A 23,594-nucleotide genomic window follows, 5' to 3' on the forward strand; every position below is an offset into this window, starting at 1 on the left:
GCGAATTTCCATTCGTACGCCGTGTCCCTTTCCGGTCCGCTCAAAACCGGCTCTTCCATCCCTGCCGCGTCACCTATCGCTTCAACCACGCACCCATGACTCGTCGACGCTCACGTATTTGATTCGCTGGCGGAAGTACGTGAAAGCAATATGCAATGCGCCGTCGGCCGATTGCACGATAGACGGATACGAATACTCGCGGTTACGCTGCTCGGCCGAGTTGTTCGTCAGGCAGTAGCCGTCGCCGATTTCCAGATTGCGCCGGCGCGTCCATGTGCGACCGCCGTCTTCGGAAATAGCCAGCGACATCGGGCTGCGCGGCGCACCCCAGAATGCGCTGCCGCGCGCCGATGCGCTCTGGTCGCGCAACTCGCCGCTGTCTTCGGAATCTTCGATATCGTCGTATAGCGAGGCGCGCCGCCCGGTGCTGTGCGACGCGTCGCTCTCGTTGAATACCAGCGCGAGATGACCGTTCTTCAGCGCAACGAACTGGATCGACGAGTTGTTGTTCGGCAGCGTGGTGGCTTGCGGCGCGCTCCACGTGCGGCCATCTTTCGAGTGGCTCGCATAGACAAAGTCCGCCCACCGGCTGCGAAACAGCGCGAGCAGCGAGCCGTCGGCGAGCACCTGCACGTTCATATGCACGCAACCCACGCTATCGGGTACTTCATGCTCGCGCCACGAGCGTCCTTCGTCCTCGGAGATCAGCACGGCGCTGATATCGTTGTTGCCGACCCAGCGCTCGCCAGGTTCGGTACGGCACATAAACACCGGGCACAACCATGCACCGTCCGGCAGCACAACGATCGGCTGGCGCACGAAAGTGCCCGCACGATCGAACAGCGTCTCGATCGGCCCCCAGGTCACGCCGCCATCGGCAGAGATACGCCGCCGCACGATCGCGGTGTTCTGATGCCCGGACAACTGCGCGGTGTAAGTCAGCCACAAACGGCCATCGGGCGCGGTGAACAGCACGGGGTTCTGCTCGGAGCGCGTCGGGTCGTTCGACAGCTTCTCGGGCTCGGACCAGACGTCGGTGCCCGCACGCAAGCGCGACATGTAGACCGACACGTCGGGAATCCCTTCCTGCGTGCCGCCGAACCAGACGCACAACAGATCGCCGTTGGGCAGCACATGCAGATTCGCCGCATGGTTCTGCACACACGGGGACGGCAAATAGGCATCGCGCCGCTGCGCGTCGGCATACGCAACACGCACGTGGCTGTCCCACGTTGCCGAGGTCGGGGCTTCTGCGAGGATGGAAGTCATCCAGTGTTCTCCTGATTACGTCACTTCAATGTGATTGGAGCCGCTCGCCGTTGGTGCCGACGGGTTTCGAACCCGACGGAAACAGCAGCTTTTCCAGCACGATTACGACGGCCGGCGTCACGAGCGACACATACATGTTGTCGATGCCGAACGGATTGCCGAGCAGATACCACACCGTCGTCGAGATTGTCGCTATGATCAGCGCGGCCATGGCACCACGGCTGCTATTGAAGAAAGGCAGATAGATGCCGATCAAGGCCACCACGGACACCGTCAGGCGCAAAGCCCGCGTGAAGAACGACAGCGCCAGAATCTGCGGCACGAACAGCACGAACACGAGCGGCACGAGTCCGACCACCAGCGAAATCCAGCGCGTCATGCGCAGTTCGACATCCGGCGCCGGGTTGTAGCGCGGCACGTAGAAATCCTTCACGACCAGCGAGGCGATCGCAAGCGCCACCGTGCACACGCTGACGAAAATCGACGCCACGAGCGAGGTCGTCACCACACCGGCCAGCAGCGGATTCATATGCTGCAGAAACACCGGCAACGCATAGAGACTCTTGATGTTGGGAAACAGAAACTTGGCCGCCACGCCGAGAAAGCCGAGCGCGAGCGAGATCGGCACGCATAACGCCGCGGCCAGCAATGATGCATTGCGCGCCGCCGCCGGTGAACGGGTCGCGGAAATCGCCTGAATGATGAACTGGGTCGAGAAAATCGCGCCCGCCGTGCCGATGATCCACGCGCCGATCGTACCGTTGCTGAGCGAACCGTTCCAGGTGAAGTAGTGCTCGGGCATTTGCGCCATCATCGGCTTGATGCCGCCGGTCATTTGCCAGGCCACGTACACCAGAATGGCGATGCCGATCAGCTTGACCGCGCTATGCACGATGGTCAGATACGCAACGCTCTTCAAGCCACCCCACGCGAAGTAAGCCGTGCTCACAATTGCCGTGATCACGGCGGCGGTGGGCAGATTGATACGCATCACGGTGGAAATCGCCGCCGCGCCGCTTACATAATTGCCTACGTTCACGAGAAACAGCGCGTAGATCATGATCGCCGAGACGACGAGCTTCGCACGCTTGCCGTACTTCATGGCAATGAAGCCGGAGATGGTGAATTCACCGGAGCTGTAGAGGCGTTTGGCCATGAACAGGCCGAAAAACAGAAAGCCGATCGAAGCGGCGATCACCGACCACGACGCCGCGATACCCGCACTGAACGCCTCTTGCGAGGTGCCCACCGTCGACTTCGCGCCGATGAATTCCGACATCAGCAACACCGCCACGACCACGGCCGGCATTGAGCGCGACGCCACCATGAACTGTTCGGAATTGCGGCTGCGCAGCCGTACGCTGAACCAGCTGGTCAGCAGAATGTAGATCACGACCATCCCGACGATGATCGCCGTGTCCCAGTAGTCAAACGTTGCCATGGTGTCTCCAATATTTTTTTAACGACGTCTTCGCATCGAAAAATCCGGCCGCCGGGCGTGTACCCACCCTCTCGGCGGCCGAGAATCTACTGCCGCCGCAGCGGCCCGGCTCAGCCGGTTCGCGCGCGCTCAGGCTTCCAGTTCGGAGCGCCGCGTGGCGAGATCGAGTGCCTGCTTCAGCGCCTCGAGCATGCTGCCTTCGTCGGCGATACCCTTGCCGGCGATGTCGAACGCAGTACCGTGATCGACCGAGGTGCGAATCACCGGCAAACCGACTGTCACGTTGACACCGGCTTCGAGCCCCATCACCTTGACCGGGCCGTGGCCCTGGTCGTGATACATCGCGACCACCACGTCGAAGTCGCCGCGGCCGGCGCGGAAAAACAGCGTATCGGCGGGCAACGGACCTTCGACATCCCAGCCGCGCGCCTGCAGTACCTGCACGGCCGGAATGATCTTTTCCTCTTCCTCGCCATAGCCGAACAGGCCGTTCTCGCCCGCATGCGGATTGATCCCGCAGACGCCGATGCGCGGGTTGTCGATACCGGCGCGCACCAGCGTCTCATGCGCGCGCTCGATGGTCCGTTGCACGAGACCCGGTTCGATACGGCGAATCGCATCGAGCAAGCCGATGTGGGTCGTCACGTGAATCACGCGCAGCTTTGGCGCGACGAGCATCATCGACACTTCGTCGATACCGGTCAGATGCGCGAGCATCTCCGTATGCCCCGGGAAAATATGGCCACCCGCGTGCAGCGCTTCCTTGTTCAGCGGCGCCGTGCAGATCGCATCCAGTTCGCCGGCCGAGGTCAGTTTGACGGTGCGCGCAATGTACTGATACGCCGCATCGCCCGCGATCGCCGAGAGCTTGCCGTAGGGCAGATCCGCGGGAATCAGGCCGAGGTCGATGCAATCGACCACACCGCATTCGAAGCCGGCGTCCGCGGGACTGTCGATCGAGCGCACTTCGAGTGCGACTCCCGCGCGTTTGCCCGCATCGCGCAGACGCGCCGCGTCGCCGATCACGAGCGGGCGGCACTGTTCGTAGACGGAGGCATGGGCCAGCGCCTTCATGACGATTTCCGGGCCGACGCCGGTAGCATCGCCCATGGTGATGCCGATAACTGGACGATAGGTCATTGTGGTGAGTCCTTTGATGGTGGCCTCGTTAGGCCGGGCGATACGTTGAACGCCGGCGAGTGTTCGCCAGGCAAGATGAAGCGTGCCGGGGTGGCCGAAGCCGCCCGCTTTGGTGACGACGCAAAGACGGCGGCCGTTGTGCTCCGCGTGCAGCAGCGGTACGCCGTTTTCGATTTCTTCGACAATCCGCAACTGGCCGATGCCGGCAGCGGACAGCAATGCGCGCGCAGTCTCGCCGCCGGTGGCGATCACGCTGCCGGCAAACGGCAACGCCGGCGAGAGCAATGCCGCGAGACGCTGACAAAACAGAAGCCCGTCGGCGACGCTCGTGCGATCGGACTGGCTCAGCGAGACGACAACGTGCCGCCCCTGTTGAAGCGCCTCGCTGACCTTGCGCGTGAGATTCGCATGCGCTTCCGTCGGCGGTTCGGCGAGTAATGTCTTCGTATCGACTTCGAATGAAACAAGCGTGCTGCCCGCTTCTGCTTTAAGCCGCTCGACCTGGGCATGCGAAACGCTCGACATGCTGCCGACTACAGTCAGTACCGGCAGACTCGGAGCGCGATGTGCCGGTGCGGTGGGCGACGTGACCTCAGCCAGATTCAATGCGCTCATCAGATCGCGCGCGAGTCCCGCGGAGCCGACCCAGAACACGCCGGGCAATGATGCGGACGCGCGAGCGACTCGCTGCAAGTCGTCTTCCGTTTCGCTGTCGCACACCACCGCCTGAATACCCGCGTGACGCAGCGTATCGAGTCGCTCTGTCAGCACGGCATTATCCGAACGAACCTCGGCCAACGTCAGCGCAACCGTGCGCATGCCGTATTGCTCGAGCATCGCCGGAATGTTCGCCTCGCCGCCGATCCCCTCGTTACGCCACACCTCCGTTTCTTCCACCGCCACGCCGTTCAGCCATTGGCGTGCGTCGCGTGTCGTGCGGCCGGCGGCCGGAAACGCCGGCGCCACGATCGCCATGCCGGCGAGCGGCACGAGCGCCGCCACTTCGGCAGCGAAATTGCCGCGCAGCGTCGAATCGACTTTCTTGTAGAGCTTCGTCTCCGCGTGACCGAGTTCGTGCCACACGTCTGCGTTACTGCGCGCCGCTGAAGCAGCGTCGAGCCGGCGCGAATCGGCATCGACGGCAAGCACATCGACCGCTTCGCCTGAACGGTTCGTCTCGGCCGCCGAATGCATGCTTGCATCCAGCGTCACGACACTGCGCAAGCCGAGGCGTGCACCTGTCACGGCGCAGTCGGCCGTGCCCGACAGATCGTCGCCGATAATCAGGAGCCGCACGCGGCGTTCGCGGGCGATGGTCATGGCAGCAGGCGGCGATAAATCGCCTTCATGTCGTCGAGCGAAAGCGGCTTCGGGTTGTTGCCGAGCAGCCGTTTCACTTTCGCGGCCGCCACCGAAAGCGCGTCCAGATCGTCTTCGCTGACGCCGAACTTGCGCAGGTCCTGAGGAATATCGACGGCCGCCGTCCATTCATTGATACGCTCGATCAGCTTCTGCGCGGCGGCCTCCTGATCGTCGTCGTGCGCGCAGAGCGACAACGCACGCGCGACGTCGGCGAGACGGCCCGCGCATGCATCCATGTTGAACGCCATCACGTGCGGCAGCAGCATCGCGTTCGCCACGCCGTGCGTGATGTTGAACATGCCGCCGAGCGGATACGCGAGCGCATGCACCGCGGCCGTGCCGGCTGCCGTCAACGCGAGGCCGCCGTACATCGAGCCGAGCATCATGGCTTCGCGCGCCTTGATCGACTCGCCGTGCTCGTAGGCTTCGATAATGTTCGCGCCGATCAGCCGCATCGATTCCATCGCGAACATGTCGCTGACGGGATTGGCCTTGGTCGAGATATACGATTCGAGCGAGTGTACGAATGCATCCATGCCGGTCGCCGCGGTAATCGCCTTAGGCAATTTCAGCGTCAAGGCGGCGTCGAGAATGACGATCTGCGGTAACAGATGGCGGCTCACAATGCCGACCTTCAGTTCCTCGTCCGGCAACGTGACGATTGCATTGGGCGTCACTTCCGAGCCGGTGCCCGCGGTGGTCGGTACAAGGATCAGGGGTACGCCCGGCTTCCTGATCAGATCGATGCCGAGCCATTCGCGCAACGGCTGCTCGTTGGTCAAACGCACGGCAAACAGTTTGGCGGCGTCGAGCACGCTGCCGCCGCCGATCGACAGGATCGCGTGCGGCGCGAACGGCGCGATCTGCTCGCTGAACACGCTTTCCACATTACCGATGGTCGGCTCGGGTTCGACATCGCGCACGATCAGCACTTCGATGTCTCTGGCGGCGAGCGCAGCCGTCACGCGATCGATCACGCCGAGCGCCTCCATCGCGGGCTGGGTGATCAACGCGATGCGCTTGACGGGCGTGTCGAGCAAGGCAAGTTTGTCCGCCAGCAGGTCAAGGCTGTGCGCGCCGTGCACAATGTGCTTGACGGTCTGGAAGTGATAAGTCGTGGTCATGGCGGTATGTCGTGGGCAATAAAGTGGCGTGGCCGATGTGCTTCTGCGCGTTTCAGCGTGAGCCGCGGTACACCGCGAGCGCCTGTTCGAGACGCGCGCGGGCCTGCGCATCGAGCGGCTGCGCGGGCGAACGCGCGGGACCCGCCGGCATGCCGAGCATTTCCGCCGCGGTCTTCAGCACCACCGGCATCGTGCCGAGCGCGAATGCGTCGCGCAGCGCGCGCAGCGACTCCTGTGCCTTGCGGGCAGCCGCGATATCGCCGGCCTGAAAGTGCTTCCAGATCGACGTGACGACACCCGGCACCGCGTTCGTGGTCGCGGCCACCGCGCCGTCGCCGCCCGCGATCAGGGTCCACAGAATCATCGAATCGGTGCCGGTGAACACCGCGAAGTCGTCGCGGCGCAGATTGATCAGCTGCAGCAGACGATCGAAGTCGCCGCCGCTATCCTTGATGCCGCGAATGTTCGGAATTTCCGACAGGCGACGCACCGTATCGACGGTCAACGTGATGCCGGCCTTGGCGGGAATCGTGTAGAGCATCACCGGCAAGGTGGTGGCCTGCGCAATCCGCTCATAGTGCGTGAACAGTTCCTGCTGCGTTGCGCCGTTGAAATACGGCGTGATCACCGAGACGGCATCCACGCCCACGTCGAGCATCTTGCTGTTCAGACCGATCACATCGCGCGTGGCGTATGCGCCGGTGCCGGCAATCACCGGCACGCGCGAGCGCGCCTGGTCGACCGCGATCTTCGCGATCCGCAGCTTCTCCGCTTCGTTCAAAGCGATGAACTCGCCGTTGGTGCCGAGCACGAACAGCGCATGCACGCCTGCCTCGATCAGGCGTTCGATCAACGTGCGCAACCCGGCTTCATCGACTTCTTCCGATGCCGTCATCGGCGTGATGAGTGCGGGGATGATCCCTTTGAACAAGACTGTCATGCTCGACTCCACTTCTACGAAGGAAGGCTCGAGGTATTCCTCTGAAGCCTTCCTGTTTGATCAAATTGCCCGAATCGTTCAGAACTTGTGGCGCAACCCAAGCGCCGTCACGAACTGGTGCGACGTGCTCGACGCCGTGATCGGCCACAACGCCGCGGTCGCCGCATGCCCCGTCGAATCGATGCCGCTCGCCGCCTGCCAGCCGGTGGTCAGATACACGTCGGTGCGCTTCGACAGGAAGTAGTCCGCACCTGCATTCACCTGGTTGTAGTGCGCGTCGCCGGCGCCATGCGTGCGGGTGTAGTTGTACGCGACGCCGAGCAGCACGGCCGGCGACAACTGATAGCGGAAGTTGGCTTCGAGGTTGTCGAACGTCGCGGTATCGCCGACGAAACGCGCCACCGGTGCGGAAGCCGCGCCCGAGCCCAGATCCTTGAACTTCGAGTTCGAGTAGATCAGGCCGACCGTGGCCGCGCCGAAAGTGTACGCGCCGCCCACCGCCGCTATCTGCAGCGTACGCGCGGATGCGTAGCCGGAATAGATCGGCGTGTTGTTCGGCGAGATCGCTGCCGCACCCGCGGTGCCGTCGAACAATCCGGTATTCGGCGTGGTGGCGTTCACGTAGGACGCCGCGACCACGAACGGACCGTTCGCATAAGTGGCGCCGAGCCCCCATACGCGATTGTTCGAGAAATCGCCGGCCGTGCCGCCGAAGCTGAACAGGCCGCTGAAACGAAAGCCCGCGTAGTCGTTGCTGGTGAACTTCACGCTGTTGCTGATCCGCTCGTTCACGTAGAGGTTGTCCGTATTACCCGGATGCGCGCCCAGACCGCCGGCCCACTGATTGGCCGCCGTCAGCGCACCCAGAAAATCCGCGGCGGTGTCGTTCTGCCGCCCTGCTGTCACCTTACCGAAACCACCGCTCAAACCCACATAAGCGGCCCGTCCGAACTCGCGGCCGTTCTGACCGAGCGTGCCCGTCGTGCTGCTGAAACCGTTCTCAAGGACGAACAGCGCGCTCAGGCCGCCGCCCAGGTCTTCCTGACCGCGCAGTCCCCAACGGCTGCCGGACAAGGTACCGCTCGACATCTGGATATTCGAGTGCCCCTTCTGGCTGTTCGAATAGACGAGCGAGGTATCGATCAATCCATACAGCGTGACGCTGCTTTGCGCGTGTGCGGCAGTCGTGGCCGCACCGAGTACGCCCAATGTGGCCAGGACCTGAAAGGAACGCTTCTTCAATTGTGTCTCCATGATTTTTCTTGATGGCAGGCCATGGTGCTTCGGCCATTTGGATGACGGTCAGGGCTCACCAACTTGAGCGTTTCGCTCAGCCAAAACGACCGGTTCAGTCAATATAATGATCGAATCAGTCGTTTGCAAGGATTTTTTTCGATCCAATCACTAAAACGATTGAATCGATCAAATCATCTGCCGAGAGACAACGAGCGCTGCAGGGTTTCCCGAAATGACATAATCCCGTCGTCGTTGCTTGCAACGCGACTACTACTTTTTCGCCGCAGAACAAGGAGATACACATGAGCAAGGGATATTGGGTAACCGTCTACCGCGCGACGAAGGACCCGTCGAAGCTGGCGGCGTATGCACAGTTGGCCGCACCCGCTTTGACCGCCGCCGGCGGCAAATTCATCGTGCGTGGGGCAGCCGAGGAGGTTCGTGAACAAGGCCTGAAGGAGCGGACTGTCGTGGTCGAATTTCCGACCTATGAGCAGGCCATTGCCGCATATGACAGCGACGGCTACAAGAAAGCGCTTGAAGCATTGGGCGACGCCGTCGAGCGCGATCTGCGGATCGTTCGCGGCACGGAGTAACGCATACGACGCGACGGACGTGACCGGCGTGAAGCGTTGCGTTCCCGGGCAGATCGGACAGCAAAGTCTCGCAGCGAATGCGTAGGTTAGCTGCCGCGCCCGACCTACGCATCCGCTCAGCCGGCGGCGGCCTGCACGAGCGCGCCGACGCCGTCGACGGCTTTCATCAGTTCCGCAGGCGCGCCATGCCGCGCCTGTAGATAACTCGTTGCGTTATACGAGAGCCACACCCGGCCATCGTCGTCCTGCCAGACCAGCACCTTGAGCGGCAGATCGAGCGCCACGGTCGGCACGGCTTGCATCAGCGGCGTCCCTGCCCGCGGATTACCGAACACCAGCAACTGCGACGGCTGCATTGCAAGCCCCGCGCGCTGCGCATCCGCCGCAAAATCGATGCGCGCGAACAAGACGATGTTTTTCGCTTCAATCAGCAAAGCGAGGGTGTCGGCGGCTTGCTCGACCGTGCGTTGCGTGGGCACGGTGACGATGCCGTGATCGGCTGTGTGAGTGGACATGGATTTCTCCGGGCATTGAAGATTGTTGACAATAGACAAGCTGGCACGCTATGGTCAAAGAAGCCGACGGTCTTTTATCCCATTCTTTGTTCTAATCGCCGATCATGAGCACGTCAACCACATCTAGCGCTATCGAACTGCTGCAGCGGCATTCCCTCGCGACACTCGTCCAGGAAACGCTCGAGCGCAGCATCGTCTCAGGGGAATTCGCCCCCGGGGAGAAGTTGAACGAAGTGGAAGTCTCCACGCGCTTGAATGTATCGCGCGGACCATTGCGTGAGGCGTTCCGTGCATTGGAACAGGCAGGATTGCTGAAGACGGAGAAGAACCGCGGTGTCACGGTGCGGGCGCTGTCGCTACGCGAAGCCGAAGAGATTTATGAAGTCCGTGCCATGCTGGACGAATCGGTCGTGCGCGCGCTCGCCAACCGCATGACGCCCGAAACGCTTGCAACGCTCAAAGGCATCATCACGTCGATGAAAGCCGCGAAGAAAGATCATGATCTCACTCGCTATACGGCATTGAACGTCCAGTTGCACGATGCGATGGTGACGGGCGTGGGGAACCAGCACCTGATTGCAACCTATCGGCATCTCGTCCGTCAGCTCGGTTTGCTCCGTCAGGCTGCAATCGAATCGGAAAAGAGTGCACTGGCGACGTCGGTTACGGAACACGAAAAAATCGTCAACGCGCTCGCGAAAGGCGATGCGGAACTCGCCGTCACGCTGGTGCGTGAACACGTCGCTCATGGTCTCGCGAGAATGCGGCATGCCCATGAGCACTGGGTAGCGTCCGCAAGGAATACCGGTCAGGACTGACGCGAGTTGAACGGTTGCGCACGCGGCGTGGCGCTGCGCCGCGTTGCGCGTACAAACATTCAACACCCAACACGCGATACGCAGTTCACAACACGCAACACGCTCTGCATTACGGACCCGCCAGTCAGCAGGCCCGCAACCACGTCCTACGCTTTATCCGACTTCCCCGCAGCGTTGGCGAGCTTGCTCAGCAATCGGTCCACCAGCCACGGCTGCCGATCTTCGTCTTCCGCGCGTTCCTTGCGACGAATCGCGTCGCGCACGGTAATCGAGCCGACGAACCGGATCGGTTCAGGCGGAAAATAGCCCAACGGTCCGCTCGTCAGCGGACTGCGCGTCCATTCGTTGTCGAGATCGAGCAATAACGAAGACAGGATCTGGCCGCCCATATAGGTCGGTCCCACACCGTTACCGGAATAGCCAAATCCATAGAGCACGTTCGGCGCGTCGTCGAGCCTGCCGAAAAACGGAAAGCCGGTGACCGATCGATCCGACGGACCGTTCCAGCTTGCCGTCACCGGCACATCGCGCAACGCCGGGAAGAAATCGTGCAGGCTGCGCGTCAGATCGGCTTCGTATGGCGAGCGTTGATCGAACACCGGCGCGATCCGGCCGCGCCACGCAAAGGTATTGCCGCCCTTGCCGAGCATCAGCCGGCCGTCCGCCGTGCTGCGATAGTAGTAAACGAAGATGCGCGAGTCGAGTACGGATACGCCGTCTTTCAAACCTATCTGCTGCAGCAACTCCGGGCATTTCTCGGTGACGATCATGTCGCTGGAGACCACGGCAAGCGTGCGTTCGAACTGCCGGAAACGGCTCGCCATCCACGCATTGATCGCGAGCACCATTCTGGCAGCCGTCACGCTGCCGGCCGGCGTGCGGACGGTCACGCATTCGCCGGAAGTGAAATCGAGCATCGGCGTGCGCTCGTAAATACGAATACCCATTTCGATCGCGACGCGCCGCAAGCCGCGCACGAGTTTGCCCGGATGAACCGTTGCCGCGACCGGCGAATACACGCCGCCGAGATTGCGCGCGGAACCTGAACGGCTCGCCACTTCGTCCGGCGAAAGATGTTGATATGAATTGATGCCATGCTCGCTCAGCGCGGCGATCACCGGATCGAGCAGGCCGATTTGCGCGCGCGAAGTCGCGGTGTAAAGTGTGCCGTCAAGCCGAAGTTCCGCATCCACGTCGTGCTCGACGCAGAAGTCACGAATCAGTCCGACCGCAGCCTCGGACGCTTTCACCAAACGGATCGCTTCGGCCTCGCCGAACAGACGCCGCAGCGTGAAGAATTTCGTCGACCACGTCAGCAGGCAGCCACCGTTGCGGCCGCTTGCGCCCGCGCCGCATAAGTCGCTCTCGATGATCACGATGTCGAGATCGGGTTTCTTCTGTTTCGCCTGGATGGCTGTCCACAAACCCGTGAAACCGCCACCGACAATGCAAACATCGGCAGTGGTCGCGCCTTGCAATGCAGGCGCCAGTGATCCATCGGCAAAGAGTGCTTGTTCAATCCAGAACGGACGCATGAATTGCTCGCATTGATACAACGAATTAACGCCACGCAGCGAAAAGAAAGACTTCTTCCCGCGCCAGCGGCAAGAAGTCTTCGCACGTGGACAGGGTCAGGCCAACTCAGGCCACTGCCTGCGCCGATACCCGCGTGATCCCCATCGCCTTCAACGTATCGGCGATCGCGGCGACCGCGCCGGGGATGCCGGATTCGCCAAAGTGTCCAATACAGCCGACCCGGAACGTTTCCAACTGGGTGAGCTTGCCCGGGTAGAGGATATAGCCGCGTTTTTTCACTTCCGTGTAAAACGTCTTGAAGTCGTATCTGGGGTCGTCGGGCGCATGGAACGTGACGATGATCGGTGCCTGAATCGCCGGATCGAGGAAGGTTCGAAAACCGAGCGCGGCCATGCCTTCGATCAGCGCCCGGCAATTGCCGGCATAGCGTGCGCCGCGCGCTTCGAGACCGCCCTCTTCCACGTATTGCGCGATCGCCTGATCCAGGGCAGCGACAACGTGAGTGGGCGGCGTGAAGCGCCACTGCGTCGTGCGGTTCATGTAGGTCCACTGATCGTACAGATCCATGGCGAGTGACGGACTATTGCCCTCGCATTGCTCCAGCGTGCTGCGGCGAATGATCACGAAGCCCATGCCGGGCACGCCTTCCAGACATTTCCCGGAGGCGGCCACGACGGCGTCGAACGGTGTTTGGCGCGCGTCGATGTCGATTGCGCCGAACGAGCTCATCGCGTCGACGATCAGACTGCGGCCATGCCTGGCGACAACCACCGCAATCTCATGCAGCGGATTGAGCACGCCGGCACCGGTTTCGCAATGCACCAGCGCAACGTGCGTGATGCCCGGATCGGCTGCCAGTGCACGATCGACATCGGCCGCCTTGACCTGCGTGTCCTCGGGATAGTCGAGCGTCTGGTGACGACGGCCGAGCGCCTTGCAGATCTTCGCGATCCGTTGGCAATACGCGCCGTTGTTCGGTATCAGTACATGTCCATCGCGCGGCACCAGCGTGCCGATCGCGGCTTCGACCGAGAACGTGCCGCTGCCTTGCAAGGGCACGCATTCATGCGTGTCTTCGCCATGCACGATGCGCAGCGTCTGCTGGCGGACACGGGCAGTGATCTGATTGAAGTCACCGTCCCACGATCCCCAGTCGCGCAGCATGGCCTGACGCGTGCGGTCGGAGGTCGTGAGCGGACCGGGAGTGAGCAGAATGGGTTGGGAGGGCAGATTCACAGTAGCTCCTTATAGATCCTGATGAACACTTGTTTCAGCCACGGCGCGAGGTGCGCCATGCCTGGGTTCTGCGTAATACGCCATGCGACACGCCGGCAAACAGCACGCAGGCGAACGCCGCCGTGACGAGCACGAGCGTGGCCATTGCGGCGGCCGGTCCAATCTGTCCGGCGTCGTCGAGATTGAGAATGGCAACGGAGGCCGGCTGCGTATCGGGTGAATAGAGAAATGCGACCGCGGATACCGTCGTCATGCCGTTGACGAACAGATAACGCGCGATCTGCAGGATCGACGGCAGGCACACCGGCACGGTGACGCGAAAAAACGTCTTGTAGAAAGGCACTTTCAGCGAAGCCGAGACCGCTTCGAACTCGTTGTCGATCTGACGTAGCGCGGTAACCGCGGTCAGGTGGCTCGACGAGTAGTAGTGCACGACCGTGACGATCGCGAGCAGCGCGAGCGTGCCGTAAAGGCCGTTCAACGGGTTGGCGGGCGAGTTGAACAGAAAGATGTAGCTGATGCCGAGCACGAGACCCGGCACGCCCATCGGCAGAATCGCGCACAGATTGATAAAGCCGCGTAGCCAGCGCGGCCCACGCGTCTTCTCGACGAGATACGCGCCGCCGAACACGATGACGGTGCCGCCGATCGCCACGCACGCGGCCATTTTCAGGCTGTTCTTGTAGGCATCGAAAATCCCCGCGCCGATCAGCCCCATCTTGTAGTGCTGCAAGCCGAGGCTCATCTGATACGGCCAGAACTTCACGAACGAGGCAAACACCGAAATGCCGACCACCGCCAACAGCAGCAGGCAGACAAAGCCGCAGTAGCCGAGCATCGCCATGTCGAAGCCGCGCGTGGGTTTCGGCTGATACGGCGTCGAGCGCGCGCCGAGTTGCGATTGCTGCTTGCGGCGAATGAAGAAGTCGACGGCGAACGCAACCAGCGCCGGACAAAGCAGCAGCAGGCTGACCACCGCGCTCCGGTTGAAGTCCTGCAAGCCGATGATGAGCTTATAGATGTCGGTGGAAAGCACCGAATACGGTCCGCCGATCACCACCGGCACGCCGAAGTCGTTGATACAGATCGTGAACGACACCATCGTCGCGCTAATCAGGCCATACTTCGCGCCTGGCAACGTGATCGTGAAAAATTTACGCGTGCGGCGTGTGCCCATCGCTTCGGCCGCTTCGTACAAGCGGCCGTCGGACAGCGACAGCGCCGTCACGAGAATCATCAGCACGTGCGGAAACGAGGCGTAGACCAGACTGCATACGATCCCCGGCAGCCCATAGATCGAGTGCCCATGAAGCAAGGGCTTCAGGATGCCCGAGTTGCCGAACCAATAGATGAACGACACGGCGGAGAGCAGCGTCGGCGCGAGCAATGGCAGCAACGCGACGGTGCGGACGGCGTTCTTCATCGGCATGCACGAGCGGGTCAGCGCGTATGCAAACGTAAAAGCCATCGGAATCACGATCGCCGTCACGAGGCAGGCAACCGTGACTGAATGCAGTGTCGACGTCCACACGCCCGAATTCACCAGATAGCCGGTGAAATTGGCGAGTCCGACGAAACGGCCATCCGCATCGACAAAACATTTGCCGATCACCAATGCCAGCGGCACCAGCAGAAACACGCCGAGAAACGCGAACATCAGCAGCAGGGCCAACTGCGCGATCCGGTCATGCCAATGGCTCTTCTGGCGCACCTCGGCATGACCTTCCTCGCCGCTACGGCGCTCGATCAGAACGGCGCTCATTGGAGTCGCTCCTTCGCGGCGGAGAAGACGCACACGTGTTCGCGATTAATGGCCAGATTGAAGCGCGACCCCGGTTGCAGGCGGGTACGGTTCATTTCGTGGAACGACAGGTCCGCGACGATCTCTTGCACGCCGAGCCCGTCCACCTTGAAGCTGACCCGGCAGAATGCACCGAGAAATTCCAGTTTTTCGACCGAGGCAGGCAGCAGGTTGTCCGCCTCGCTACCTGGCGCACTACCCGGCGCACCACCCGGCACACTGAGGTGAATGTCTTCCGGCCGCACGAACGCCGACACTTTCGACCCCGGCACCGCGCGCTCCGATCCGCACCCGTAGCGCAGCGCTATGGCGCCCGCCTTGAGGCTGCCGTCGCGCGCCACTTCTGCCGGAATCAGATTGACCTTGCCGATGAAATCGGCCACGAACGGCGAAGCCGGTTCGCGATAGATTTCGTGCGGCGTGCCGATCTGCTCGATCACGCCTTGATTCATCACCACGATCCGGTCGGCCATGGAAAGCGCTTCTTCCTGGTCGTGCGTCACCATGATCGTGGTCACGCCGAGGCGTTGCTGCAACTGGCGAATTTCCTGGCGTAGCCGCACTCGCACGCGCGCGTCCAGCGCCGAGAGCGGTTCGTCGAGCAAAAGCAGACCCGGCGACGTAGCCAGTGCGCGCGCCAGCGCAATTCGCTGCTGCTGGCCGCCCGACAACTGGTTCGGATGCTTGCGCTGCGCATCCGGCAAGCCCACCAGGGCGAGCAATTCGTTCACACGGTCGGCGATCGCCGCGCGCTTCATCTTGCGATTCACCAGGCCATAGGCCACGTTGTCGAAGATGGTCAGATTGGGAAACAGGGCGTACGACTGAAACACAATGCCGTAGTCGCGAAGCTGCGGCGGCAAGCGCGAAATATCGCGGCCGTCCTGCATGATCTGGCCGGCGCTCTGTGTTTCCAGTCCGGCAATGATCCGCAGCAACGTGGTCTTGCCACACCCCGACGGGCCGAGAAAACAGAGCATCTCGCCCTTCTTCACGCCAAGATTGATGTCCTCCAGAACCGGCGTGTCGTTGAACCGCTTATAGACCTGCTGCACGCTCAAATACGCTGTCATCATCTCCTCCGGTACCGCTTATCCGCATGGCGGCGATGCACTGCCATTGCATCGCCGCATCGTTCGGGGCCACGCAGCGCGTGTCCCGGCGCTCGCCTGAACCTGGCTAAATCTGTAGCCAAAACTGGCTGATTCCGGCCTTATTTCTGTTCCTTGTCGCCGTAGCGCTTTTGCCAGTCCGCGAGAATGGCGTCGCGGTTCTTCGCGGACCATGCGAAATCGTTCTTCACGAGCAGGTCCGAATAGTTATCGGGAATGCCCGAGAGTTTCTTCGCCACACCGGGGTATGCAACGATCGCCCACCATTGCGCGGTGATCTCATTGGCCTCTTTGCTCGCCATAAAGTCCGCGAGCTTTTTGGCCGCGTCCGGCTGCTTTGTCGTTTTCATAATGCCGGTCGCTTCCATATCCCAGCCCAACCCTTCTTTTGGGAAGATCAGGTCGATGGGCGCGCCTTGCGCCTGCAACTCGTGGCCGCGGAATTCGAACGAAATGCCGATCGGAAATTCGCCCGTACCCGCCAGCGTGCAGGGCTTCGAGCCCGAGTGCACGTATTGCGCAACGTTCTTGTCCAGCGCGTCCATGTACTGCCAGCCCTTGTCCTTGCCGAAGGTTTGCAGCCACGAGGTCACGTCCAGATAGCCCGTGCCGGACGACACCGGACTCGGCATCACGACCATGCCCTTGTAGACGGGTTTGGTCAGGTCTTCCCATGAAGTCGGCTTAGGCAGATGGCGCTTCTCCGCTTCGATGCGGTTGTAGCAGACCGTCGCGCCCCATACGTCCATACCGACCCAATGCGGCGGCGTGTTCGCGTCGCTGTATTTGCGCGTCAGGCTGTCGAACCCCTTTGGCGCGTACGGCATCAGCATGCCCTGCAGATCGAGCAGCGTCAGGCTGGATGCCGCGAGTCCCAGCACCACGTCGGCACGCGGATTGTTCTTTTCGGCGATCAGCTTTGCGGTGACCGCGCCGGTCGAATCGCGAACCCAGCGGATTTCGATATCCGGATTGGCCTTTTCGAACGCGTCTTTATAGGGCTTCATCGCTTCGTCTTCGAGCGCCGTATAGACCAGCAACTGCGTCTTTGCGTACGCGAACTGAACCGCGCCGAGCGTGACGGCGGTGGCGACCAGACAGCGCAGCGCCATATTCAGACGGCCTCTGCAAGCTTTAAACCCCGACCTTTCCTTCATTTCCAGACCCCTTCAAAAAGTGGCGTCGCGGCCAGCGACGAAAACGACCGGTGCTACGGGACCCCTGCGTGTTGCAACCCTCCAGACGACACATCCTCAGGAATGTGTGATTTGTTGTCTGTTGTTGACAATCTACAAAGTATCAATTTTAATGTCAAGTATTGCCACACTTTGCCACACAACGCCTCATCACAATCACCCGAATTACCCCTAGCCCAGAGGACATGTCATGAGCGAAACACCGGTTTCTATTGAAGTGAACGGCCGCAGCTACAACTGGATGCGCAGACCTGTCGTCGTGGTCTGCGTGGACGGCTGCGCGTATGAATATCTGGAGATGGCGGCTGCGGCGGGGGTCGCGCCCTTTATCGGCAAACTGCTGCGCCCCGGCACGTCGCTCAAGGGCGACTGCGTCGTACCGAGCTTCACGAACCCGAACAATCTGTCGATCGTGACGGGCGTGCCGCCCGCCGTGCACGGCATTAGCGGCAACTACTTTTTCGATCGCGAGAGCGGCACCGAGGTGCTGATGAACGATCCGAAGTACCTGGTCGCCCCTACCGTGCTCGCCGGTTTCGCCGAACAGGGCGCGAACGCTGCGGTGGTCACGGCAAAAGACAAACTGCGCCGGCTGCTCGGTAAAGGTCTGAAGGGCGTCTGCTTCTCGGCGGAGAAAGCCGACGAAGCGACGCTCGAAGAGAACGGCATCGACAACCTGATCGAACTGGTCGGCAAGCCGGTGCCGAGCGTCTATAGCGCGGAGCTGTCCGAGTTCGTGTTCGCGGCCGGCGTGCGGCTGCTCGAAACCCGCGACATCGATTTGATGTACCTGTCGACCACCGACTACGTGCAGCACAAGTGCGCCCCCGGCACCCCCGGCGCAAACGCGTTCTATCAGATGATGGACCGCTATCTGCAGCGGCTCGACGAGCTGGGTGCGGTCGTCGCGCTCACCGCCGACCACGGCATGAATGCGAAGCACAACGAGGACGGCGAGCCCAACGTGATCTATCTGCAGGAGCGCTTCGACGAGTGGCTCGGCGAAGACGCTGCTCGCGTGATCCTGCCGATCACGGATCCCTACGTCGTGCATCACGGTGCGCTCGGATCGTTCGCGACAGTCTATCTGCCCGCCTCAGCCGACCTTGAAGCCATGCGCCGCCGGCTCGCCGCGGAACCCGGCATCGAAGTCGTGCTGACGGGCGCCGAAGGCTGCGCGCGCTTCGAGCTGCCGCCTGCGCGCATGGGCGACCTCATCGTGATCTCGACGCGCGACGTGGTGCTCGGCACGCGACGCATCAAGCACGATCTGTCCGGACTCGACGTGCCGCTGCGCTCGCATGGCGGCCTTGCCGAGCAGATCGTGCCGCTTCTGTTCAATCAGCCGGTCGCGAAGTCAGTCACGCAGCGGGCTCGGCTGCGCAACTTCGACATCATCGATATCGCGCTCAATCACCTTCAATGAACGGGGATCGGAAATGAATGCTGTTGCTGAAATGAAGACTCAATTTCAGGTGCGTCATGAAGCGCTACGTATCGGCGGCGAAAAAATCTTTCGCGACGAAGTGATTGAAGTGCGCAACCCCTACGATGGGTCGCTCGTCGGCACCGTTCCTAAAGCGACGCTCGAAGACGTGCGGCGCGCGTTCGAATTCGCGCGAGCATATCGCCCCGCGCTGACGCGCTATGAGCGCGCCGCGATCCTGAGGCGCGCGGCCGATGCAGTGCGTGCACGCACCGAAGAAATCGCTGCCGTCATCACGGCGGAGGCCGGCTTGTGCAAGAAGGATTCGACCTACGAAGCCGGCCGTGTTGCAGACGTGCTGGTGTTCGGCGCCGGCGAAGTGCTGAAAGACGACGGCCAGATCTTCTCGTGCGACCTCACGCCTCACGGCAAGAAACGGCGCGTCTACACGCAACGGGATCCGCTGCTGGGCGTGATCTCCGCGATTACGCCGTTCAACCATCCGATGAATCAGGTCGCGCACAAGATCGTGCCGTCGATTGCCACGAACAATCGCATCGTCGTGAAGCCTTCGGAGAAAGTGCCGCTGTCATGCTATCTGCTCGCCGAGATCCTCTATGAAGCGGGTTTGCCGGTGCAGATGCTGCAGGTATTGACGGGCGACCCGAGCGTCATTGCCGACGAACTGATCACGAACCCCGCGGTCGATCTCATCACGTTCACCGGCGGCGTCTCGATCGGCAAATCTATTGCCTCGCGAATGGGCTACCGGCGCGCCGTGCTCGAACTGGGCGGCAACGACCCGATCATCGTGATGGAAGACGCCGATCTCGACGAAGCCAGTTCGCTCGCCGTATCGGGTTCGTACAAGAATTCGGGCCAGCGCTGCACCGCCATCAAACGCATGCTGGTCCATGAGGCGGTTGCCGACCGTTTCACGGATCTCGTCGTGGAAAAGACGCTCGCGTGGAAATATGGCAATCCGGCGGATGGTTCGGTCGATATGGGAACGGTCATCGACGAAGCGGCCGCGCAGTTCTGCGAACGCCAGGTCAACGACGCCTTGTCGCGCGGCGCCCGTCTGCTGGCGGGCAACGTCCGCGACGGCGCGCTGTATTCGCCGACAGTAGTCGACCGTGTTACGCCCGATATGCCGCTCGTCAAGTATGAGACGTTCGGGCCGGTGTCGCCGATCATGCGCTTTGCCAACATCGACGAAGCGATCCGCATGTCGAACTGCACGGACTACGCGTTGTCGTCGTCGGTCTGCACGAATCGTTTCGACTACATCACGCGCTTCATTACCGAACTGGAAGTGGGTAGCGTGAATGTGCGCGAGGTGCCCGGCTACCGGCTTGAACTTACGCCGTTCGGCGGCGTGAAGGACTCGGGACTCGGCTACAAGGAAGGAGTACAGGAAGCCATGAAGAGCTTTACCAATACGAAGACCTACTCGCTGCCATGGTGACGGTGGAGTGAAATCGGGAAGCGCTCACGCGTTTCCCGACACGTTTTCCGTCAACTACAGCGTGGCGGTCACCCCGCCATCCACGTAAAGGATGTGGCCGTTGACAAAGTTCGAAGCGTTGCTCGACAGGAAGACTGCCGCGCCGACGAGATCCTCGACATCGCCCCAACGCCGTGACGGCGTGCGTCCGATCAGCCACTTGCTGAAGGTCTCGTCCTTGACGAGCGCCTCGGTCAACTCAGTCTTGAAGTAGCCCGGCCCAAGGCCATTGACCTGAATTCCGTATTGCCCCCAGTCGATCGCCATCCCTTTCGTCAGCATCTTGACCGCACCTTTGCTTGCGGTATAAGCGGCAATGTTGGGACGGCCTAGTTCGCTTTGCACCGAACAGATGTTGATGATCTTGCCACGCCGGCGCTCGATCATATGCCGCGCCACGGCCTGTCCGACCAGAAACACGCTGTCGACGTTGGTCTTCATCAGCTCCTGCCATTGATCATGGGAGAACTGTTCGAGCGGCGCACGACGCTGCATGCCGGCGTTATTGACGAGAATATCGATCGCACCGATTTCGCGCTCGATATCGGCGATTGCCGTTTCCACCTCGCTGGCGGACGTCGCGTCGAAACTTGCGGCATGGACAGTCGCTCCTTCTTCGCGCAAACGGCTGACGGCCTCGGCAAGCCGGGCCTCGTTGCGGCCATTCAGGATGACTTCAGCACCCGCACCGGCCAATCCTTTTGCCAGTGCGTAGCCGATTCCGGTACTCGATCCGGTGACCAGCGCGCGCCGCCCCGATAGATCAAACATCTGCAGATTGTTGTTCAACTCAACTCCTCTTTCATACCTGATTCGACCGCCGTCCACTCGACGTGCAGCGGCGCACCAGTATGCGTGCGCCGCTACATCATACGTTTTGCCTCAGGATACCGGCGTGAACTTGAGCTTGTCGATCGGCGTGACCTTGTCGGTGCGGGTCAGACCATACGGCGTCTTCGGTCCGAGCCACTTGTCGAAGATGCTGCTCATCTCGCCGCTCTGCTCCATCGCCGCCAACGCCTTGTTGACTGCCGTCAGCATGGCCGGTTCGTTCAGACGCAAGCCCACCGCGATCGGCTCGATCAGCATCGGCTCCGATGCGATCGCCACTGCGCCGTCCGTGCCGTCCACCTGCTTCGCGATCTTCGTGGCGGTCATCTGATTGGTGACGAAGCCTTTGACCTTGTTCTGCTCGAGCGCGAGGAACGCCGAGCTGGTATCGTGAAAGGTCACCGCCTGGCCGTCTTTGATCGAAATTGGAATCGATTGCGCAGACGTGGAGCCGTCGGCGGCACTGATTTTCTGGCCCGTGAAATCGGTCAGCTTCTTGGTCGCGTCGGCCTTCTTGACGACGAGCACTTCCTTGGTCGAGTAGTACGAGTCGCTAAAGGCAATCTGCGTGGCGCGTGTTTTGGTGTAGGCGAGATTGGCGACCACGATGTCGACACGGCCCAGCTTCAGTTGCGGAATGCGCGCCTCGACGGCCAGCGGTTCGAGCTTCGCCTTCACGCCCAACTGTTTTGCCACGGCGTTGCACAGGTCCACGTCCATGCCTTCGAGCTGACGCGTCTGCGCATTGGGATACGAGAAGGGCTCGACGTTGGAATACACGCCACAGCTCAGTTCGCCGTGACTCTTGATATCGGCCAATTGATCAGCGTGAGCCGGAGCAATCGATGCAAGTGCACCGCCAACGACCAACATCCCCGTGAAAATCTTCTTTACCTGCATCGTGATGCTCCTGAAGTTTATGTGTAAAGCCATCGACTGCTGATCAAAGGTGGTCAATCTGAATCTCAATCTGTATCGCGAAAGCTATACGGCTTACCTGCTTCAATGCGTCCGGAGATCGGACAGGAATCGCTGCGCTCGCGCGTGTTTCGGGCGCAGGAAGAATTCCTCCGGCTCGGCCGTTTCGAGAATCTTCCCGGCGTCCATAAACCAGACGCGATCGGCAACCTCGCGCGCAAAACCCATTTCATGCGTGACGCACATCATCGTCATGCCTTCCTGCGCGAGGCTCTTCATCACGCTCAGCACTTCGCCGACCATCTCCGGGTCGAGCGCGCTCGTCGGTTCATCGAACAACATGGCCGGCGGATCCATCGCCAGTGCTCTCGCAATCGCCACGCGCTGCTGCTGACCGCCGGACAATTGCGGAGGATAAGCACTGGCCTTGTTCGACAAGCCCACGCGCGACAGAAGATCGGCCGCTTTGCGTTCGGCATCCGCGCGCTTGAGGCCATTCACGCGCATCGGCGAAAGCGTGATGTTATCCAGCACCGACAGATGCGGAAACAGGTTGAATTGCTGAAACACGAAACCGACACGGCTGCGGTACGCGTTCAGACCCAGCTTCTTGTCGTGAATATTTTGACCGTCGAAGAAAATCTGCCCACGGTTGATTTCCTCGAGCCGGTTGACGGTGCGAATCAAGGTCGACTTACCCGACCCGGACGGCCCGCAGACCACCACGACCTCGCCTTTGCGAACCTCGGCATTCACGTCCACGAGAGCGTGATATTCGCCGTACCATTTGTTGACGCTGGAAAACTTGATCATGCGAAGTACCTCGAAGTGAATGAGCGCCTAGTTCTCGGTGGGCAGCGGATCGGTCAGCCCAACCTCACCGGCCTTGCGCGTCTTCGCGACGGCACCGGCCCGCTTGCGCGTCACGCGCCGCTCCAGATACTGCGCAAGCTGGGTCAGTGCGTAACACAGGGCGAAGTAGCTCAGGGCGAGAATCAGATACACGGGAAAGGGCTTCGTCAGCAGGCGGTTGTTGATCTGATCCGCCGCGAAGGAGATCTCCTGGACGTTGATGATGTAACCCAGCGAGGTCTCCTTGATGGTCGATACGAACTGCGTGACCATGCTCGGCACCACGTTGTAAAGCGCCTGCGGCAAAATCACGGCACGCATGGTCTTCATGTAGCTCATGCCGAGCGCCCGTGAGGCTTCAGCCTGCCCTTTCGGCAGCCCCTCGATACCCGCGCGGATGATTTCCCCGAGATAAGCCGAGTCGTAGATAACGAGCGCGCACAGCATCGTGACAAACCCGGTGACCGGGTAGCCGGTCAGAACCGGCACGAGAAAGTACACCCAGAAGATCACCATCAGGAGCGGCACGCCCCGCACCATGTAGACGAGACCGGTGGCCGGCCCGCGCAGAAACGGGAAAGGGCTGATGCGGGCCAGTGCGACCAGAATCCCCAACGGGAATGCAATGACGAGCGCTGAAAGCGACAGCAGTATCGTCAGCACGATGCCACCTAGCGGGCCGTGCGGATACTGCCCAATGAGCAGCAGTGTCCAGTTGTCGCGCAGGATCTCGAACAT

20 protein-coding genes are annotated in these 23,594 nt (G+C 61.4%); 4 read left to right on the forward strand and 16 right to left on the reverse strand.

The window, feature by feature from the left end:
* Nucleotides 1-81: 81 nt before the first annotated feature.
* From ACOSV0_RS34310 to ACOSV0_RS34335, 6 genes are all read right to left on the reverse strand, one after another.
* Complete coding sequence (locus ACOSV0_RS34310) at nt 82-1,269, reverse strand: sialidase family protein (RefSeq protein ID WP_434112212.1); 1,188 nt, start codon at nt 1,267-1,269, stop codon at nt 82-84.
* A gap of 25 nt (nt 1,270-1,294) precedes the next feature.
* Complete coding sequence (locus tag ACOSV0_RS34315; RefSeq protein WP_434112213.1) at nt 1,295-2,710, reverse strand: sodium:solute symporter family protein; 1,416 nt, start codon at nt 2,708-2,710, stop codon at nt 1,295-1,297.
* A gap of 129 nt (nt 2,711-2,839) precedes the next feature.
* Nucleotides 2,840-5,170, reverse strand: coding sequence for a 4-hydroxythreonine-4-phosphate dehydrogenase PdxA (gene pdxA, locus ACOSV0_RS34320; RefSeq protein ID WP_434112215.1), 2,331 nt, complete (start codon nt 5,168-5,170; stop codon nt 2,840-2,842).
* The gene (locus ACOSV0_RS34325; protein ID WP_434112217.1) at nt 5,167-6,336 is read right to left on the reverse strand and encodes an iron-containing alcohol dehydrogenase; all 1,170 of its coding nucleotides are present in this window, start codon (nt 6,334-6,336) and stop codon (nt 5,167-5,169) included. The genes pdxA and ACOSV0_RS34325 overlap by 4 nt, the downstream gene beginning before the upstream one ends.
* A gap of 52 nt (nt 6,337-6,388) precedes the next feature.
* Nucleotides 6,389-7,276 carry a 4-hydroxy-tetrahydrodipicolinate synthase gene (gene dapA / locus ACOSV0_RS34330; protein WP_434112219.1) on the reverse strand — a complete coding sequence of 296 codons (888 nt, stop codon included), beginning with the start codon at nt 7,274-7,276 and terminating at the stop codon, nt 6,389-6,391.
* Nucleotides 7,277-7,354: 78 nt separating this feature from the next.
* On the reverse strand, nt 7,355-8,518 hold the full coding sequence (locus ACOSV0_RS34335; protein ID WP_434112220.1) for a porin: 1,164 nt from the start codon (nt 8,516-8,518) through the stop codon (nt 7,355-7,357).
* A 296-nt stretch (nt 8,519-8,814) separates the two neighbouring features.
* On the opposite strand from ACOSV0_RS34335, the gene ACOSV0_RS34340 reads away from it, so the two are divergent.
* The gene (locus tag ACOSV0_RS34340; protein ID WP_434112222.1) at nt 8,815-9,108 is read left to right on the forward strand and encodes a DUF1330 domain-containing protein; all 294 of its coding nucleotides are present in this window, start codon (nt 8,815-8,817) and stop codon (nt 9,106-9,108) included.
* Between the two features lie 116 nt (nt 9,109-9,224).
* Here the strand turns inward: ACOSV0_RS34340 and ACOSV0_RS34345 are convergent, their stop codons facing one another.
* Nucleotides 9,225-9,623, reverse strand: a complete 399-nt coding sequence (locus ACOSV0_RS34345; RefSeq protein ID WP_434112224.1) for a DUF302 domain-containing protein — start codon at nt 9,621-9,623, stop codon at nt 9,225-9,227.
* Between the two features lie 104 nt (nt 9,624-9,727).
* Between ACOSV0_RS34345 and ACOSV0_RS34350 the strand changes: the two genes are divergently transcribed.
* Complete coding sequence (locus ACOSV0_RS34350; RefSeq protein WP_434112226.1) at nt 9,728-10,441, forward strand: phosphonate utilization associated transcriptional regulator; 714 nt, start codon at nt 9,728-9,730, stop codon at nt 10,439-10,441.
* Between the two features lie 146 nt (nt 10,442-10,587).
* On the opposite strand, the gene ACOSV0_RS34355 is transcribed toward ACOSV0_RS34350, so the two are convergent.
* From ACOSV0_RS34355 to ACOSV0_RS34375, 5 genes are all read right to left on the reverse strand, one after another.
* The gene (locus tag ACOSV0_RS34355) at nt 10,588-11,976 is read right to left on the reverse strand and encodes an FAD-dependent oxidoreductase (RefSeq protein ID WP_434112228.1); all 1,389 of its coding nucleotides are present in this window, start codon (nt 11,974-11,976) and stop codon (nt 10,588-10,590) included.
* Nucleotides 11,977-12,082: 106 nt separating this feature from the next.
* The gene (locus ACOSV0_RS34360) at nt 12,083-13,213 is read right to left on the reverse strand and encodes a 2-aminoethylphosphonate--pyruvate transaminase (protein ID WP_434112230.1); all 1,131 of its coding nucleotides are present in this window, start codon (nt 13,211-13,213) and stop codon (nt 12,083-12,085) included.
* Nucleotides 13,214-13,247: 34 nt separating this feature from the next.
* Nucleotides 13,248-14,975 (reverse strand): putative 2-aminoethylphosphonate ABC transporter permease subunit, encoded by a 1,728-nt coding sequence (locus ACOSV0_RS34365; RefSeq protein WP_434112232.1) that lies wholly within the window; start codon nt 14,973-14,975, stop codon nt 13,248-13,250.
* Complete coding sequence (locus ACOSV0_RS34370) at nt 14,972-16,087, reverse strand: putative 2-aminoethylphosphonate ABC transporter ATP-binding protein (RefSeq protein WP_434115984.1); 1,116 nt, start codon at nt 16,085-16,087, stop codon at nt 14,972-14,974. Before ACOSV0_RS34370 ends, ACOSV0_RS34365 begins: the two co-directional genes overlap by 4 nt.
* Nucleotides 16,088-16,227: 140 nt before the next feature.
* Nucleotides 16,228-17,238 carry a putative 2-aminoethylphosphonate ABC transporter substrate-binding protein gene (locus tag ACOSV0_RS34375; protein WP_434112233.1) on the reverse strand — a complete coding sequence of 337 codons (1,011 nt, stop codon included), beginning with the start codon at nt 17,236-17,238 and terminating at the stop codon, nt 16,228-16,230.
* A gap of 274 nt (nt 17,239-17,512) precedes the next feature.
* Between ACOSV0_RS34375 and phnA the strand changes: the two genes are divergently transcribed.
* Nucleotides 17,513-18,748 carry a phosphonoacetate hydrolase gene (gene phnA, locus ACOSV0_RS34380; protein ID WP_434112235.1) on the forward strand — a complete coding sequence of 412 codons (1,236 nt, stop codon included), beginning with the start codon at nt 17,513-17,515 and terminating at the stop codon, nt 18,746-18,748.
* Between the two features lie 13 nt (nt 18,749-18,761).
* Complete coding sequence (phnY, locus tag ACOSV0_RS34385; RefSeq protein WP_434112237.1) at nt 18,762-20,216, forward strand: phosphonoacetaldehyde dehydrogenase; 1,455 nt, start codon at nt 18,762-18,764, stop codon at nt 20,214-20,216.
* 54 nt (nt 20,217-20,270) lie between these two features.
* Here the strand turns inward: phnY and ACOSV0_RS34390 are convergent, their stop codons facing one another.
* The 4 genes from ACOSV0_RS34390 to ACOSV0_RS34405 form a co-directional block, all read right to left on the reverse strand.
* Nucleotides 20,271-21,026, reverse strand: coding sequence for a glucose 1-dehydrogenase (locus ACOSV0_RS34390; protein WP_434115986.1), 756 nt, complete (start codon nt 21,024-21,026; stop codon nt 20,271-20,273).
* A gap of 111 nt (nt 21,027-21,137) precedes the next feature.
* Nucleotides 21,138-21,986 (reverse strand): transporter substrate-binding domain-containing protein, encoded by an 849-nt coding sequence (locus ACOSV0_RS34395; protein WP_434112239.1) that lies wholly within the window; start codon nt 21,984-21,986, stop codon nt 21,138-21,140.
* A gap of 102 nt (nt 21,987-22,088) precedes the next feature.
* Complete coding sequence (locus ACOSV0_RS34400) at nt 22,089-22,817, reverse strand: amino acid ABC transporter ATP-binding protein (RefSeq protein WP_434112242.1); 729 nt, start codon at nt 22,815-22,817, stop codon at nt 22,089-22,091.
* A 27-nt stretch (nt 22,818-22,844) separates the two neighbouring features.
* Entirely contained in the window at nt 22,845-23,594 is a 750-nt protein-coding gene (locus ACOSV0_RS34405; protein ID WP_434112244.1) for an amino acid ABC transporter permease, read from the reverse strand.

It is taken from the genome of Paraburkholderia caffeinilytica (assembly GCF_051027425.1).
Taxonomy (GTDB): Bacteria; Pseudomonadota; Gammaproteobacteria; order Burkholderiales; family Burkholderiaceae; genus Paraburkholderia; species Paraburkholderia caffeinilytica_A.

Coding starts and splice junctions, on each gene's coding strand:
- ACOSV0_RS34375 (WP_434112233.1), bottom strand. CDS start 17,238: ATGGCGCTGCGCTGTCTGGTCGCCACCGCCGTCACGCTCGGCGCGGTT.
- ACOSV0_RS34370 (WP_434115984.1), bottom strand. CDS start 16,087: ATGACAGCGTATTTGAGCGTGCAGCAGGTCTATAAGCGGTTCAACGAC.
- ACOSV0_RS34325 (WP_434112217.1), bottom strand. CDS start 6,336: ATGACCACGACTTATCACTTCCAGACCGTCAAGCACATTGTGCACGGC.
- ACOSV0_RS34310 (WP_434112212.1), bottom strand. CDS start 1,269: ATGACTTCCATCCTCGCAGAAGCCCCGACCTCGGCAACGTGGGACAGC.
- phnA (WP_434112235.1), top strand. CDS start 17,513: ATGAGCGAAACACCGGTTTCTATTGAAGTGAACGGCCGCAGCTACAAC.
- ACOSV0_RS34390 (WP_434115986.1), bottom strand. CDS start 21,026: ATGTTTGATCTATCGGGGCGGCGCGCGCTGGTCACCGGATCGAGTACC.
- ACOSV0_RS34405 (WP_434112244.1), bottom strand. CDS start 23,594: ATGTTCGAGATCCTGCGCGACAACTGGACACTGCTGCTCATTGGGCAG.
- ACOSV0_RS34400 (WP_434112242.1), bottom strand. CDS start 22,817: ATGATCAAGTTTTCCAGCGTCAACAAATGGTACGGCGAATATCACGCT.
- ACOSV0_RS34350 (WP_434112226.1), top strand. CDS start 9,728: ATGAGCACGTCAACCACATCTAGCGCTATCGAACTGCTGCAGCGGCAT.
- pdxA (WP_434112215.1), bottom strand. CDS start 5,170: ATGACCATCGCCCGCGAACGCCGCGTGCGGCTCCTGATTATCGGCGAC.
- ACOSV0_RS34345 (WP_434112224.1), bottom strand. CDS start 9,623: ATGTCCACTCACACAGCCGATCACGGCATCGTCACCGTGCCCACGCAA.
- ACOSV0_RS34365 (WP_434112232.1), bottom strand. CDS start 14,975: ATGAGCGCCGTTCTGATCGAGCGCCGTAGCGGCGAGGAAGGTCATGCC.
- ACOSV0_RS34395 (WP_434112239.1), bottom strand. CDS start 21,986: ATGCAGGTAAAGAAGATTTTCACGGGGATGTTGGTCGTTGGCGGTGCA.
- ACOSV0_RS34355 (WP_434112228.1), bottom strand. CDS start 11,976: ATGCGTCCGTTCTGGATTGAACAAGCACTCTTTGCCGATGGATCACTG.
- ACOSV0_RS34315 (WP_434112213.1), bottom strand. CDS start 2,710: ATGGCAACGTTTGACTACTGGGACACGGCGATCATCGTCGGGATGGTC.
- dapA (WP_434112219.1), bottom strand. CDS start 7,276: ATGACAGTCTTGTTCAAAGGGATCATCCCCGCACTCATCACGCCGATG.
- ACOSV0_RS34340 (WP_434112222.1), top strand. CDS start 8,815: ATGAGCAAGGGATATTGGGTAACCGTCTACCGCGCGACGAAGGACCCG.
- phnY (WP_434112237.1), top strand. CDS start 18,762: ATGAATGCTGTTGCTGAAATGAAGACTCAATTTCAGGTGCGTCATGAA.